At 73.9% G+C, this 14,023-nt stretch carries 11 protein-coding genes and 1 pseudogene; 6 read left to right on the top strand and 6 right to left on the bottom strand.

Annotation, left to right across the window (positions count from 1 at the left end; genetic code table 11):
- Window positions 1-62: 62 nt before the first annotated feature.
- Window positions 63-329, bottom strand: coding sequence for a BldC family transcriptional regulator (locus OOK41_RS00760; RefSeq protein ID WP_117668385.1), 267 nt, complete (start codon window positions 327-329; stop codon window positions 63-65).
- Between the two features lie 268 nt (window positions 330-597).
- Here OOK41_RS00760 and OOK41_RS00755 point away from each other — a divergent pair, with 268 nt between their 5' ends.
- Together OOK41_RS00755 and OOK41_RS00750 are read left to right on the top strand one after the other, a co-directional pair.
- A complete protein-coding gene (locus OOK41_RS00755; protein WP_117668386.1) occupies window positions 598-1,056 on the top strand; it encodes an Lrp/AsnC family transcriptional regulator in 459 nt (152 codons plus the stop codon).
- Window positions 1,057-1,180: 124 nt separating this feature from the next.
- Entirely contained in the window at window positions 1,181-2,272 is a 1,092-nt protein-coding gene (locus tag OOK41_RS00750) for a PLP-dependent cysteine synthase family protein (RefSeq protein WP_266262434.1), read from the top strand.
- Window positions 2,273-2,365: 93 nt separating this feature from the next.
- Here the strand turns inward: OOK41_RS00750 and OOK41_RS00745 are convergent, their stop codons facing one another.
- The 4 genes from OOK41_RS00745 to OOK41_RS00730 form a co-directional block, all read right to left on the bottom strand.
- Entirely contained in the window at window positions 2,366-2,995 is a 630-nt protein-coding gene (locus OOK41_RS00745; protein ID WP_266262433.1) for a putative glycolipid-binding domain-containing protein, read from the bottom strand.
- A 97-nt stretch (window positions 2,996-3,092) separates the two neighbouring features.
- Window positions 3,093-5,042 carry a DEAD/DEAH box helicase gene (locus OOK41_RS00740; protein ID WP_266262432.1) on the bottom strand — a complete coding sequence of 650 codons (1,950 nt, stop codon included), beginning with the start codon at window positions 5,040-5,042 and terminating at the stop codon, window positions 3,093-3,095.
- Window positions 5,043-5,233: 191 nt separating this feature from the next.
- On the bottom strand, window positions 5,234-5,890 hold the full coding sequence (locus OOK41_RS00735; RefSeq protein WP_266262431.1) for a hypothetical protein: 657 nt from the start codon (window positions 5,888-5,890) through the stop codon (window positions 5,234-5,236).
- Between the two features lie 1,401 nt (window positions 5,891-7,291).
- Window positions 7,292-8,800, bottom strand: a complete 1,509-nt coding sequence (locus OOK41_RS00730) for a C40 family peptidase (RefSeq protein ID WP_266262430.1) — start codon at window positions 8,798-8,800, stop codon at window positions 7,292-7,294.
- 238 nt (window positions 8,801-9,038) lie between these two features.
- On the opposite strand from OOK41_RS00730, the gene mqnE reads away from it, so the two are divergent.
- The 3 genes from mqnE to OOK41_RS00715 are packed head-to-tail and all read left to right on the top strand — an operon-like array spanning window position 9,039 to window position 10,991.
- A complete protein-coding gene (gene mqnE / locus OOK41_RS00725; protein WP_117668390.1) occupies window positions 9,039-10,208 on the top strand; it encodes an aminofutalosine synthase MqnE in 1,170 nt (389 codons plus the stop codon).
- Window positions 10,209-10,230: 22 nt separating this feature from the next.
- Window positions 10,231-10,665, top strand: a complete 435-nt coding sequence (locus OOK41_RS00720) for a hypothetical protein (RefSeq protein ID WP_117668391.1) — start codon at window positions 10,231-10,233, stop codon at window positions 10,663-10,665.
- A 44-nt stretch (window positions 10,666-10,709) separates the two neighbouring features.
- Window positions 10,710-10,991 carry a DUF4229 domain-containing protein gene (locus tag OOK41_RS00715; protein WP_117668392.1) on the top strand — a complete coding sequence of 94 codons (282 nt, stop codon included), beginning with the start codon at window positions 10,710-10,712 and terminating at the stop codon, window positions 10,989-10,991.
- Between the two features lie 52 nt (window positions 10,992-11,043).
- Here the strand turns inward: OOK41_RS00715 and OOK41_RS00710 are convergent, their stop codons facing one another.
- Window positions 11,044-12,384 (bottom strand): C39 family peptidase, encoded by a 1,341-nt coding sequence (locus tag OOK41_RS00710; protein ID WP_266262429.1) that lies wholly within the window; start codon window positions 12,382-12,384, stop codon window positions 11,044-11,046.
- A gap of 218 nt (window positions 12,385-12,602) precedes the next feature.
- Between OOK41_RS00710 and OOK41_RS00705 the strand changes: the two are divergent.
- Window positions 12,603-13,919 (top strand): annotated as a pseudogene (locus tag OOK41_RS00705) (M14 family metallopeptidase); the annotation flags it as partial.
- Window positions 13,920-14,023 lie beyond the last annotated feature (104 nt).

Raw genomic sequence — 14,023 nt, 5'->3', positions numbered from 1 at the left:
CGCGGGCGGCGTCGGGACGCGGACCGGGCGGGCCGGTCCGCGTGCCCCGTCAGTGCACCTGGTCAGTACATCCCGGCGTTGGCCGGGCCGGGGCCGGTCGATGCCGCGGGACCGACATTGCGGGCCTTGCCCATGTCGTCCGCCTCGTCCAGCATGCCCTCCCCTTCCAGCAGGGCCCGCACCTCGGATTCCCGAAACCGGCGATGCCCGCCTGGAGTCCGGATGCTGCCTATCCGGCCGGCCGCCGCCCATCGCGTCACCGTCTTCGGGTCAACCCGAAACAGCGCGGCAACCTCACCCGGTGTCAGCAGGCGATCTCCAGTGTCCACAGCCCCCTCCTCGCGTCGACGAAGCCCCCGGCTGAACACACTGCCCCCGGCCGGTGCGAGCCCAGAGCCGTCATGAGGGACGTATGGCAATTACAGCACCAGCGACCTGGCCTGTCCGCCAAACGCGAAAAAAGCACTGAGTGGGAAGTTAGTAAATGTTACCGGCGCGGTTCTCCCTTGACCGAAGGTCTGCGAACACTCACCTGCTGTCATGTGCAACGTATGCCGAGCGCCGGACGTTACGCCCGAACGACTAGGGTCACAGTCCGTGGACGCCATCGACCGGAGCCTCGTCGCGCTGCTCCAGGGCAACGCCCGACTCTCGTACGCCGAACTGGCCCGCCAGGTCGGCCTCTCCGCCCCGGCCGTGCACGAACGGGTCGGCAAACTGGAGTCCGGCGGGGTGATCCGGGCGTACCGGGCGGAGGTGGAGCCCGAGTCGATCGGCCTCGGCGTGACCGCGCTGATCGGGATCGTCGAGGACTCCGGCGGGGACACCGACGACGTGCTGGAGGCGTTCCGGCGGATGCCCGAGATCGAGTCCTGCTACTTCATGGCGGGCGTCGAGTCGTTTCTGCTCAAGGCCAGGGTCGGCACCATCGCCGAGCTGGAGCAGCTCATCGTGCGGCTGAACCGGACCCCCGGGGTGGCCTCCACCCGCACCGGGATCGCCCTGTCGACGAAGTGGGAGAACCGCCCCCAGCCGATCGGACCGCCCGCCGCCTGACCGGGGACGGGCGTCGGCGGGCGCTGGCGCGCGGATCATCGAGGTGAACGCCCTCGGCGCGACGGCGGCAGCGCCGCCGGGCCGGTCCCGATCAGGTCTGACCCGGCTTGCTACGTTTTCGAACATGACTCATCTCGACCGGTGCGACGAGGCCAGCCGGACGTGGGTGACCGAGGCGATCGCCACGGTCGAGGCCGACGCCAACCGGTCCGCCGACACCCACCTGCTGCCGTTCCCGCTGCCCCGCGAGTGGGGCCTCGACCTCTACCTCAAGGACGAGTCGGTGCACCCGACCGGCTCGCTCAAGCACCGGCTGGCCCGCTCGCTCTTCCTGTACGGGCTGTGCAACGGCTGGATCGGCCCGGGGACGACCGTCGTCGAGGCGTCCTCCGGCTCGACCGCGGTCTCCGAGGCGTACTTCGCCCGGATGCTGGGGCTGCCGTTCATCGCCGTGATGCCGGCGTCCACCTCGCACGAGAAGATCTTTCAGATCGAGTTCCAGGGCGGGCGCTGCCACCTGGTCGACGACCCGGCCAAGGTGGTGGTCGAGGCGCGCTGGCTGGCCGAGGACTCCGGCGGCCACTTCATGGACCAGTTCACCTACGCCGAGCGGGCCACCGACTGGCGGGGCAACAACAACATCGCCGAGTCGATCTACGCGCAGCTCGCGCTGGAGCGGCACCCCGTGCCGGCCTGGATCGTGGTCGGGGCCGGGACCGGCGGCACCAGCGCCACCATCGGCCGCTACACCCGGTACCGTCGGCTGCCCACCAAGCTGTGCGTGGTCGACCCGGAGAACTCGGCGTTCTACCCGGCCTGGCAGGCGGCCGACTGGTCGGTGCGTACCGGCCGGGGCTCCCGGATCGAGGGCATCGGCCGGCCCAGCGTCGAGGCGTCGTTCCTGCCCGCCGTGGTGGACCGGATGGTCCAGGTGCCCGACGCCGCCTCCCTGGCCGCCATGCGGGCCGGCTCGGCCCTGCTCGGCCGGCGGGTGGGTGGCTCCACCGGCACCAACCTCTGGGGCGCGTTCGGCCTGATCGCCGGCATGCTCGCCGAGGGACGCACCGGATCGGTGGTCACCCTGATCTGCGACCCCGGAGACCGGTACGCCGACACGTACTACGCCGACGACTGGGTGGCCGGGCAGGGCCTCGACCTCGCCCCGCACCTGGCCACCCTCGAACGCTTCCTCACCACCGGCGCCTGGCCCGGGTGACGGAACGCCCGTCGACGCCCGCAGCGGCGGGGTGACCCTCCGCACGCGGGCGATCGGCCGCCGGGTCGGGGACGGGAGACTCCGACGCGCGCGTCAGCGCTCAGGGACGCGTTCCGCGAGGCCCGGATAGCGCAGCACCCAGCCGTCCGGGTCGACGTCCAGATCGGCGGTGAAGGTGCCGCTGGTGAACCGGACCCGGCCCGCGCCGAGCGCCGTGTAGACCTGCTCGGCGGGGACCACCGTCAGGCTGGGCACCAGCACCCACGCCACGGTGATCCGGTGCGCGGTGTCCGGCGCCGCGGAGGCCAGCCGCAGCCGGCGTACCGGGAGGGTGTTGAACAGCGGCGACCCGCCGAGGTCGACGTCGACCGCGTGGGCCAGCCGGTCCGGGTCGTCGGTGCCCGGCAGCCCGGCCGGGGGACGCCCGGCGGCCCGCAGCGCGGCGTCCAGGTCGCCCTGCTCGGAGGTGGTCACCCGCCACCGGTCACCGGCCGGCTCCAGCCGTACGCTCCGCTGCCAGCCCGCTCCCTCCGCCTCGACCGCCAGCCGGCGGACCGTCCAGTCCGGACCGGTGGTCAACTGGTACCGGCAGGTGCAGGCGATCGGGTCGACGGCCACCGCGACGCCGCGCGCGGTCAGCCCGTCCCGGTCGTCCAGCACGGCGTGCTCGGCACCGGCGGTGTCCGTCCGGGCCCAGAACAGCGACTTCGGCATGGTCGGCATGAACCGGACGTTACGCCACCGCGCAGGCGCCGGCAGCGCATGCGGAAACGCCGCCGCGGAGCGTGGGCTCCGCGACGGCGTTCCGGTCGTCGTCAGATCAGTGGGTACGCGCCGGCGGCCGTCCGCCGAACCCGCGCCGGTCGTCGCGCGGCCGGTCGTCCCGTCCGCGTCCCTCGGGCCGGAAGCCGCCCCGCCGGTCGCCGGTGCGCGGGTCCCCGCCGCGCTCGCTCCGCTCCGGGAAGCGGCGTTCGCCGTGCGGCCGGTCCCCGAACCGCCGCTCGCCCCGGTCGTCGAAGCGCCGGTCGCCGGCCGCCCGGTCGTCGAGCCGTCGCTCGGGCCGCGCGTCCCGGTCGCCGAACCGCCGGTCGCCGGTGGGCCGGTCGCCGAAGCGCCGTTCCCCGCCGGTCCGGTCGCCGGAGCGCTCGGTGCCGGGGCGGTCGCCGAAGCGCCGCTCGCCGCCGGTCCGCTCACCGGTCGGGCGGTCGGTGAACCGCCGCTCCCCCCGGTCGTCGAACCGGCGCTCCCCCGTGGGCCGGTCGGCGAAGCGCCGTTCGCCGGCGGGCCGGTCGGCGAAGCGCCGCTCCCCGGTGGGGCGGTCCCCGTAGCGGCGGTCGCCCCGGCCGCCCCGGTCCTCGAACCGGCGCGGTCCGGACGGGCGGTCCCCGTGCCGCCGGGTCGCCGCCGGCTCGTCGCGGACCGGTACGCCGCTGGGCTCACGGGCACCGATCAACTCAACCAGGGCCGGGTCGCCGGCCCGGACCCGGGTCTCCGTCGGCTCGACCCCGGCCTTGTCCAGCATCGCCAGGGTGGTCCGGCGCTGCTTCGGCAGCACCAGGGTGGCCACCGCGCCGGACTCGCCGGCCCGGGCGGTACGCCCCGCGCGGTGCAGGTAGTCCTTCGGGTCCTTCGGCGGGTCCACGTGCAGCACCAGGGACACCCCGTCGACGTGGATGCCCCGGGCCGCCACGTCGGTGGCGACCAGCACGTCCATCCGGCCCTCGCGGAACTCGGCGAGGGTACGGGTCCGCATGCTCTGGGTCTTCCCACCGTGCAGCCCGCCGGCCCGTACGCCGACGGCGGCGAGCTGCTCGACCAGCCGGTCCACGCCGAGCTGGGTCCGGGCGAAGAGCATGGTCCGGCCGGACCGGGCCGCGATCGAGGCCGCCACGGCGAACTTCTCGTGCGGCGGGATCAGCAGCAGGTGGTGGTCCATGGTGGACACCGCGGCGGTGGCCGGGGCGGTCGAGTGGGTGACCGGGTCGGTCATGAACCGCTTGACCAGGGAGTCGACGTCACCGTCCAGGGTGGCCGAGAAGAGCAGCCGCTGGGCGCCCGCAGGAGTCTTCGCCAGCAGCTCGGTGACCTCGGGCAGGAAGCCCATGTCGGCCATCTGGTCGGCCTCGTCGAGCACGGTCACCTCGACGTCGTCCAGGACGCAGACGCCCCGGTTGATCAGGTCGCCCAGCCGTCCGGGGGTGGCCACCACGATCTCCACCCCGCGGCGGAGCGCGTCGATCTGCCGGTCGTACGGCACGCCGCCGACGGCGGTCTTGAGGAAGATCCCGACCGCCTTGCCGAGCGGCACGAGCGCGTCGTTCACCTGCATGGCCAGCTCCCGGGTGGGGACCAGCACCAGGGCTCGCGGGTGCAGCGGACGGGCCCGGTTGCGCTCGGCGAGCCGGGCGATCAGCGGCAGGCCGAAGGCGAGGGTCTTGCCGGAGCCGGTCTGGCCCCGGCCGAGGACGTCCCGGCCGGCGAGGGCGTCGGGGACGGTGGCCCGCTGGATCGGGAACGGCGTGGTGATGCCCTGCCGGTCGAGCGCCCGGACGAGCGCCTGGGGCAGCCCGAGGGCGGCGAAGTCGACCTCGGGCTGCGGCGTGGCGTCGACCTCGGCGGCCACGGCCGCGCCGGCGTCGAGGTCGGCGGCCGGGGCGGGCTCGCCGGGGGCGGTGGCGACGGCGGCGTCACCGGTGCCGGCCGGAGGGGTCTGTCCCGCCGGGGCGTCGAAGGCGGACGGGAACGTGCTGGGGTCAGCAAAGGTGGTCAAGAAATGCCTTTCGAGCGGGGCGCATCTTCGCGATGGCCTGCCGCAGCTGAACGCCGCCGAATCGCCCGCAAGATCGCCCATGGGCGCGCCTCGTGCGCGCCAGGTCAGTGATCACGACAAGTGTACGGCGGCCCGGCAAACCCGCCACCGCCGCGAGGCGGTAGTGGGCGGGCTCACCATTGCCCGTGGCGTCACTTGTCGAGCAGACCCCCCACCAACCCGTCCATCGCGTCGCCGGCGACCAGGACGAGCAGGACGCCGATCGCGACGAGCAGGCCGAGCGACACCGCCAGGACGACCACGACCTTGGCGGTGCTCGACTTGGGCGTCGGGGCGTCGGCCCAGCCCTGGGCGAGGATGTGCCCGGTCAGGGAGCCCGAGTTGTCCAGCGTGCCCCCCGTCGGCAGCGCGACCGTGGCGAACCCCGGCCCGTCGGTGCCGTACGCGGTGCCGGCCAGGTCGGTGGTCGCCGGATCAGGCCGGCCGAAAGTCCCGGCCGGGACCCTGCCGCCCGGCACCCCGCTCGACGGCGTCGCCGCCCAGGCGGTGGTCGGGGCGGCGCCGTACAGGCCGGGGGCCGGTCGGTCGGCGGCCGGAGCGGGTACGCCGGCGACCGGCCGGCCCGGTGCCGCCGGAGCCGACGGGGTCGGGTGGCCGGTGGGGCCGTCGCGGTGGGAACTCGGCTCGGGCGGTGGCCAGGCCGGCAGCGCGGGAGCCGGGACCACCAGCGGTGGCGTGGCGGCCGGCGGCGACGAGGGCTCGGTCGGGAACGCCGGCACGGCGCGGCCCGCCGCCCGGCCCGACGGCGCGCCGGACACCGGCGGCGCGGAGGCCGGCGGGGCGGACACCGACCGGCTCGCGGGCGGCGCGGAGGCCGGCGGGGCGGACGACGGCCGGCTTGCGGGCGGTGGCCCGCCTGCGGTGGGGCCCGGGGTACCCAGCGTGGGCGCCGGCCACCCCGAGCCGGCGTTCGGAGCCGGCGGGGCGGAGGCCGGCCGGCCCGGGAGGAACTGCACCGACGCTGCCGTCGCGGACGCGGTCAGCGGCGGCGGCGGGAACGGCGGCGCGGGCATCGGACCGGGGGGCGGTGGCGGCGGTGGTGGCGGCCCGGGCACGGGCGGTACCGGTCCCGGACCGGGCGGCGGGATCGGTCCCGGACCGGGCGGCGGGATCGGTCCCGGACCTGGCGGGATCGGTCCCGGGCCCGGCGGCGTCGGCTCGGGAACCGGGGGGTTCGGCGACGGCGGGGTGGGGCCGGGGACCGGCGACGGCGGGGTCGGCTCGGGCCCGGGTGGCACGGGCACCGGGGCGGGCTCCGGTGCCGGGACGGGCGGCGTCGGCGGCTCGGCCGGCTCCGGGGGCCGCGCCGGCTCGGGCGGCTCGGGGCTCACCGGGGCCGACCGGTACACCTTGGCGCTGCCGTGCACCGTCCCGCCGGAACTCGGGGAACCGGCGTTCCCCGCCGCCCCGGGCGCCCCGGCGGCCATCTCGCGCGCGGAGATCCGGTTCAGGCCGGGCACCGAGGCGCTGGCCCGGGCGGAGGCGGGCGGGGCGTCGCCGCTGCGCTGGGCCGGTACGGCAGACGCCGGCCGGGCGGCCGGGGCGGCGCCGGAGAGATCATCGCCACCCATGGCGGGGTTGCCGGCGGGGGCTGCCGGTCCCCCGTCGGGGGGCGTCGGGACCGGACCTCCGTCACCCGTCGCGGGCGCGGTGGTGCGGCGTTCGGCCGTGGCGGTACCCGACCAGGACGACGAAGCGGCCGGCGCGGCGGGGCGGTGCTGGTCCAGGGGCGGCGCCGGGGGCTGGCCCTGCGCCGGCACGGGGACGGCGCCGGCCGAGGGCGCACCCGCGCGGTAGGTGGTCCCGCCGCCCGCGGCGGCGGCCGGCAGCGTCACCCCATGCGGCGGGGCGGCGGCGGTGGCGACGCTCACCCGGGCCCGCGCGGCCACGGCCGGCACGGTCGCTCGGCCGGTCGGCCCGGACGGGTCGCCGGTGGGGCCGGGTGTCACCGCCGGGTCGTCACCTGTGGCTGCACCGGCCCTGGCGTCCTGCGAGCCGGCCGCGCGGTCGGCGGGGCCGGGCGCGGATCCGGGGCCGACCGTCTCCGCCGGAACCTCTTGCTCGCCCATGGTCGTCCTCCGTGCCCGCGCTCGCCCCCGTACCCGTACCCGTGGCACCGGGCCGGGAGTGTCTGGGTGTCACGGTGCCACATTCCCGCCCGGCCGCACAGCCGGAGTGGACGGTTGGCCTCAGCCAGCCTCGGTCGTCGACGCCTTCGGCGAGGCGCTGTCGCTCGGCGCAAGGCTGCTGGACTGGGTGGTCGGCACCGGAGACGGGGACGGGGTGTCCGCCGGGCTCGGCGACGGCGAGTGGGACGGGCTCGGCGACGAGCTGGACGGCGTCGCGGACGGGGTCGTCGGCTTCGGCGTCGTCGGCTTGGGCGTCGGGGGCGTCGTCGGCTTGGGGCTGAGCGTGGGCTTCGGCGTCTTCGTCGGCTTCGGTGTGGGCGTCGGCTTCGGCGTGGGCGGCGTGGTCGTGGCCGGCACCGCGCCGACGACCCGGGTCGCGGCGTAGAGCCGGGACCAGCCGACCGTGGAGATCTTCACCGTCTGGCCGGTGGTCGGGGCCTGGACCATCTTGCCTCCGCCGATGTACATCCCGACGTGGTGGATCGTCGTCCAGCTACTGCCGGAGGCGAAGAAGAGCAGGTCGCCGGGGAGCAGGGCGCCCTGGCTCACCGCCCGACCCCGGGTCGCGTAGTACTGGTCGCGGGAGACCCGGGGGAGCTGGTAGTAGCCCGCCGACCGGTAGGCGGCCCACATCAAGCCGGAGCAGTCGAAGGCGTCCGGGCCCTCCTCGGACCAGACGTACGGGTCGCCGAGCTGGGCCAGGGCGTAGCGCACCGCGGCCAGCGCGACCGGGCTGGCGGTGAGGCCGTTGGCGCTCTGCCCCTGGACGTACGACGCGCCGAGCTGCTGCTCGATCGCCTCCTGCTGGCGCTCCAGCTCGATGAGCTGCGCGGCGTTGTCCTTGCGCAGCTTGAGCAGCTTCGCCTCCTGCTCGCGGAGCGACTTCTCCACGGCGGCGAACTGCTCCCGGACGGCGCGTACCCGGGTGTCGGCGGCCACCCACGCCTGGTAGGCGACCTGTTCGGCGACGCGGGCCCGGGCCAGCTCGCCGGCGGCGGCGGTGGTGGCGCCGTCGGCCTGCTCGCCCCGGGTGATCTGCGTGAGCATGTTGAGGCCGTGCAGGTCCCGGGCGAACTCGCCGGGCGGCAGCGCGGCGGCGGCCTTGAACGCGCCGGCGGCGGCGGTGTCGGCGCCCTCCTGGGCCTTGGCCAGGCTGTCCCGGGCGGCCTTGAGGTCCCGGTCGGCGGTGGCGAGCTGGGTCTCCGCCTCAGTGCGGGTCTGGCGCAACCCGAGTAGTTGGTCGCCGAGGAGCCCCACCTGGGCCTCGGCGGCGCCGATCGCGGCGGCGAGCGGACCGTTGCCGAGCGGCGTCACCGGCGTGCCGGGGATGCCGCTGCCGGGAAGCCCGCCGGGGCCGTTCAGGCCGGGCAGCTGGACTCCGCCGGCGGCGACCGGGCGGGACCCGGTGTCGGGGATGGCGTTGGGCAGCGGTTCGGCGTACGCGGGGGTGACGAGCGCGGCCGTGGCGACCGCGCTGAGCAGGGCGGACCAGAGCATCGGCCGAAGCACCGGAGAGAACAGCGGGGGCCTCCGTCGTTGCCGTCGTCGGCTCTGCTGGCTCTGCACCATTCCGCTCCCCGTCCGGCGTGACTGGACCGCGCTCGGTCGGCGCGGCGGCGGCGGCGCCCCCCGGTGTAACGCGCCCCACCCTGTCTTACCGCACCGGAGCAACGATGTCGATGCGGTAGCGGGTAACGACCGGCTGAGAGTTCGGTGAAGTACGTCGCTGTGCCCGACCGGGCAGACATCGGGTCGGCGACCCGACGTAGGCTCGACGGGACCGCAGGTGGAAGGGACGTGGCTTTCGATGGACGCCGGACTCAAGCGTGAGCTCGAAGCGAAGGTGTACGCGGGGGAGCGGCTGACCCGCGAGGACGGGATCGCCCTCTACGACAGCGACGACCTGACCTGGCTGGGCCGGTTGGCCCACCACCGACGCACCGAGCTGAACGGCGACCGGGTGATGTTCAACGTCAACCGGCACCTCAACCTCACCAACGTCTGCTCGGCGTCGTGCGCGTACTGCTCCTTCCAGCGCAAGCCCGGCGAGAAGGACGCGTACACGATGCGCATCGACGAGGCGGTCCGCAAGGCCAAGGAGATGGAGGACGAGCAGCTCACCGAGCTGCACATCGTCAACGGCCTGCACCCGACGCTGCCCTGGCGCTACTACCCGAAGGTGCTGCGCGAGCTGAAGGCGGCGCTGCCGGACGTCAAGCTCAAGTGCTTCACCGCGACCGAGGTGCAGTGGTTCGAGAAGATCAGCGGCCTGAGCGCCGACGAGATCCTCGACGAGCTGATGGACGCCGGCCTGGAGTCGCTGACCGGCGGTGGCGCGGAGATCTTCGACTGGGAGGTCCGGCAGCACATCGTCGACCACGCCTGCCACTGGGAGGACTGGTCGCGGATCCACGCGCTGGCCCATTCGAAGGGCATGAAGACCCCGGCGACGATGCTGTACGGCCACATCGAGGAGCCCCGGCACCGGGTCGACCACGTGCTGCGGCTGCGCGAGCTTCAGGACTCCACCGGCGGCTTCGCGGTCTTCATCCCGCTGCGCTACCAGCACGACTTCGTCGACTCGGCGGACGGCAAGGTCCGCAACCGGATCCAGGCCCGCACCACGATGGCCTCCCCGGCCGAGTCGCTGAAGACCTTCGCGGTCTCCCGGCTGCTGTTCGACAACGTCCCGCACGTGAAGAACTTCTGGGTGATGCACGGCCTCTCGGTCGCCCAGCTCTCGCTGAACTTCGGCGTGGACGACCTGGACGGCTCGGTCGTGGAATACAAGATCACCCATGACGCCGACTCGTACGGCACCCCGAACACGATGCACCGGGACGACCTGCTGCACCTGATCTGGGACGCCGGCTTCCGTCCGGTCGAGCGCAACACCCGCTACGAGGTCGTCCGCGAGTACGACGCCGCCCCGTCGCTGGCCGAGCGCCGGTCCGAGCCGCAGCAGGTCTGGGCCTGACCAGCCCGTACCCTCGTAGGTCATGAGCGAGTCGAGTGAGCCGGACCAGGGTGGGTTTCCCCGGCGCGATGCCCAGGGGCGGGTCGTCGCGCTCGGCGACCTGCTCGGGGTGAGCCTCGCCGGTCTGGTGATCGGCCTGCTCGCCCTGCTGCTGTTCGACTGGGGCTTCGCCACGGTCGGCGCGGGCGACTTCGGCCGGGCCAACGGCTGGCTGGCGATCATCCTGCCCGCCTGGCTGTACTGGGAGGACTTCCGGGCCTGGGAGTTCGGTGCGGCCCGGGTGGTGGCCGCGCTGGCGGCGACCGCGCTGGCCGTGGTCGGCGGCCTGCTGGTGGCCGGTTTGGCCGACGGGCTGCCGTCGCTGGTCTCCGGCGGGCTCGCGGCTGCGGCGTTCACCGTGGTGTACGCGGTGGTGTGGTTTCCTGGCGTCCACTGGCTGGCCCGGCGGACGGGCTGAACCAACCTCCCGTCCGGCGAGCCGGCGGAGAACGGAGTGCGAACGTGAGCGCGGCGGTCAAGTACACGCTGGGCCGGATCGGGCTGTTCGTGGTGGTCTTCGCGGCGCTCTGGCCGGTCGGTATGAACATCTTCCTGAAGCTGATGCTGGCGCTGGTGTTCTCCGCCGCGCTCTCGTTCTTCCTGCTCAGGGGCTGGCGGGACGAGATGGCCGGGGAGATGGGGGAGGCCGCCGAGCGGCGCCGGGCCGAGAGGGAGCGGCTGCGCTCCGCGCTGGCCGGCGACGACCAGCCCGCCGGGGGCGACACCGACGACAAGCGCCCCTGAGCGGCGCCCGGCCCGGCCCGTCCCAGGGGACGGGCCGGGCCCGGCTGTGCTCCTACCAGTTGGTCGAGCCCGGGACCACCGGCCAGGGCCGGTTCGCCGGCTTGACCAGGTACGCGATGCCGCCGGACCCGCCGGCCACCGTGCCGTTGGCCCGGTAGCGCTTGGTGCGCAGCCAGATCTGCTCGAACTGTTCCCGCTTGTAGACGTTGCGCACCTCGGCGTTCGACGAGGACGCCGGGTCGTTGACGATCACGTCACCCTCGGCGGTGAAGCCGACGACCACGAAGAGGTGGCCGGCGGTGCCGTAGTTCGACCCGTCCAGCTCGGTGTCGAGGAAGGACTGCGAGGTGATCACCGGGATGCCGGCCTTGATGAACCGCTCCACCTCGTCGAGGGAGTGCAGCCGGGTCACCCGGGCGTCGATGCCGGGGAAGCTGGCCGCGTACGCGGTGTTGAACGGCCAGTTGCCCGAACCCTCGTACTCGTAGTCCCAGGTCATCCGGGCGGCGTGGGCCACCTGCGGGTCGGTGTAGCCGGGGGTGACCCAGGCCAGGTCCTGCGCCGACGGCAGCTTGCCGTAGTACTCCAGCACCATCGTGGTGGACGTCGGGCTGCACCAGACCTGGCCGCCGCCGCCCCACTCGGGGTAGTTGCCCCGGTGGATCATCTGCGAGCGGGCCGGGACGGCCAGCTCGGTGCCCCAGGCGATCCCGCCCCGGCTCGGGGTGACGGTGAACCGGTCCGGGACGTTGGAGCTCATCGCGCCGAGCATCCGGACCCGGGGCGACGCCGCCTGGCCGGGCTTGCGGTAGAGGCTCAGCCGGAGCTGGTACGACCGCAGCAGCACCCCGGCGTCGGCGTCGTCGATGGCGAACGTGTCGGTCCACACGCTCGACCACGGGTCGCCCTGACCGTCCAGGGTGGCCCGCTTGACGTCCTGGTCGCCGGAGGCCCAGCGGCCCATGACGTACCACGGGGTCTGGTCACCGGTGTTGTACGTGCCCTGGAGCTCGACCTGGATCCAGGTGCCCGCCGGGGTCTCGGCGTTCCACGAGGCGACCAGTTCGGTGGCGTCGAAGCCGACCCTGGTGGTCGGCGAGGTCCAGGTGGCGTACTCCCAGGTGGTGGTGGCGCCGCTGTGCTCATCGGTGAACTCGGTGGTGCCGGCGGGCCGGTCGATGGTGATCCCGGTGCGGTGTCCGGGGACGGCCCGGGTGCCCCGGTGGTCGCCGGAGCGCCAGTCGGGGTGGCGGGACCACTCGTGGAAGGTGATCTCCTCGTCGTGCGTGACGGCGGGGGGCCGGGCGCCGGCGGAGGCGGGGACGGCCGTGCCGCCGAGGGCGAGCGCGGCGACGCCGACGAAGGCGACCGCGCGCAGGGCTCTGCTGACCATGGGATCTCCGCTAGGTGAGGCGGGTCTGGGGCGTGCTTGCCGGTCACTATCCCGCTTGGAGGGAAGTTTCGCCAGATGTTGAAGGATGGAAAATCGTTGCCGATATGAGGATCAGGCCGGGATGTCGAAAACAGTGAAGCATATTGATATGACCATGTGACGGGTGGTGAAGTATTCGACACAGAACGGGATCTCCCCGTACCCCGAGGAGGTTGTCCATGGCCTTCCGTACTCCCGCCCGCCTGCGTCGCGCGTTGGTGCTCGCCACCGCCGCCGGCCTGGGCCTCACCGTCGCCACCGGACCGGTCTCCGCGCGACCGGCCCCGGAGAGCACCGCCGAGCCGGCCGCCGCCGAGTACCGGGTGCTCGGCCCGCGCACCCTGGCCGACCGCAACGCGGTAGCCCGCACCGGCGCCGCCATCGACTCCAGCGAGCACGGCATCCTGCACGTCTCGGCCACCACGGACGAGGCGGCGGCGATCCGACGGCTCGGCTTCCGGCTGGAGAAGGAGGTGGTCCCGGCCGCGCCCGCCGGAGAGATCGGCACCCTGGGCTTCCCGTCCGCCGACTCGAACTACCACGACTACGCCGAGCTGACCGCCGTGGTCAACCAGGTGGTCGCCGACCACCCGACCATCGCCCGCAAGATCAGCATCGGCCGGTCGTACGAGGGCCGCGACCTGATGGCGGTGAAGATCTCCGACAACGTCGCCACCGACGAGGCCGAGCCGGAGATCCTGTTCAACTCCCAGCAGCACGCCCGCGAGCACCTGACCGTCGAGATGGCGATCTACCTGCTCAACCTGTTCACCGACAGCTACGGCAGCGACTCCCGGATCACCAACATCGTCAACTCCCGGGAGATCTGGATCGTCCCCACGGTCAACCCCGACGGCAGCGAGTACGACATCGCCACCGGCTCGTACCGCTCGTGGCGCAAGAACCGGCAGCCCAACAGTGGCGCCTCGGCGGTCGGCACCGACCTCAACCGGAACTGGGGCTACAACTGGGGCTGCTGCGGCGGCTCGTCCGGCCTCCCGTCGTCGTCGACCTACCGCGGCCCGTCCGCCTTCTCCGCCCCCGAGACCCGGGCGATGCGCGACTTCGTCAACAGCCGGGTCGTCGGCGGGGTGCAACAGATCAAGGCCAACATCGACTGGCACACGTACTCGCAGCTCGTGCTCTGGCCGTTCGGCTACACCACGGCGAACACCACCACCGGGATGACCGCCGACCAGTACAACACCTTCGCCACCCTCGGCCAGCGGATGGCGGCCACCAACGGGTACACCCCCGAGCAGTCGAGCGACCTCTACATCACCGACGGCGACAGCCTCGACTGGATGTGGGCGGCGCACGGCATCTGGGCGTACACCTTCGAGATGTACCCCGGCTCGTCCGGCGCCGGCGGCGGGTTCTACCCGCCCGACGAGGTCATCCCCGCGCAGACCTCGCGGAACAAGGAGGCGGTCCTGCTGCTCTCCGAGTACGCCGACTGCCCGTACCGGGTGATCAACAAGCAGGCGCAGTACTGCGCCTGACCGTCCTGCGGGGTGGGGCCCGTGCCGGGCCCCGCCCCGTGACGGCATGTGCGCGGAGAGAGATAGCTCCTAGATCAGCCAGGTGCGCGTGGGGGGTG

The organism is Micromonospora sp. NBC_01655 (assembly GCF_026339755.1).
Taxonomy (GTDB): domain Bacteria; phylum Actinomycetota; class Actinomycetes; order Mycobacteriales; family Micromonosporaceae; genus Micromonospora.
Note: the sequence above shows the minus strand (reverse complement) of the source record. Positions and strands in the feature narration are given on the sequence as shown.

What these genes read in the sequence shown, in the direction of transcription:
- OOK41_RS00750 (WP_266262434.1), top strand. Translation starts at nt 1,181, where the DNA reads ATGACTCATCTCGACCGGTGCGACGAGGCCAGCCGGACGTGGGTGACC.
- OOK41_RS00745 (WP_266262433.1), bottom strand. Translation starts at nt 2,995, where the DNA reads ATGCCGACCATGCCGAAGTCGCTGTTCTGGGCCCGGACGGACACCGCC.
- OOK41_RS00730 (WP_266262430.1), bottom strand. Translation starts at nt 8,800, where the DNA reads ATGGTGCAGAGCCAGCAGAGCCGACGACGGCAACGACGGAGGCCCCCG.
- mqnE (WP_117668390.1), top strand. Translation starts at nt 9,039, where the DNA reads ATGGACGCCGGACTCAAGCGTGAGCTCGAAGCGAAGGTGTACGCGGGG.
- OOK41_RS00720 (WP_117668391.1), top strand. Translation starts at nt 10,231, where the DNA reads ATGAGCGAGTCGAGTGAGCCGGACCAGGGTGGGTTTCCCCGGCGCGAT.
- OOK41_RS00710 (WP_266262429.1), bottom strand. Translation starts at nt 12,384, where the DNA reads ATGGTCAGCAGAGCCCTGCGCGCGGTCGCCTTCGTCGGCGTCGCCGCG.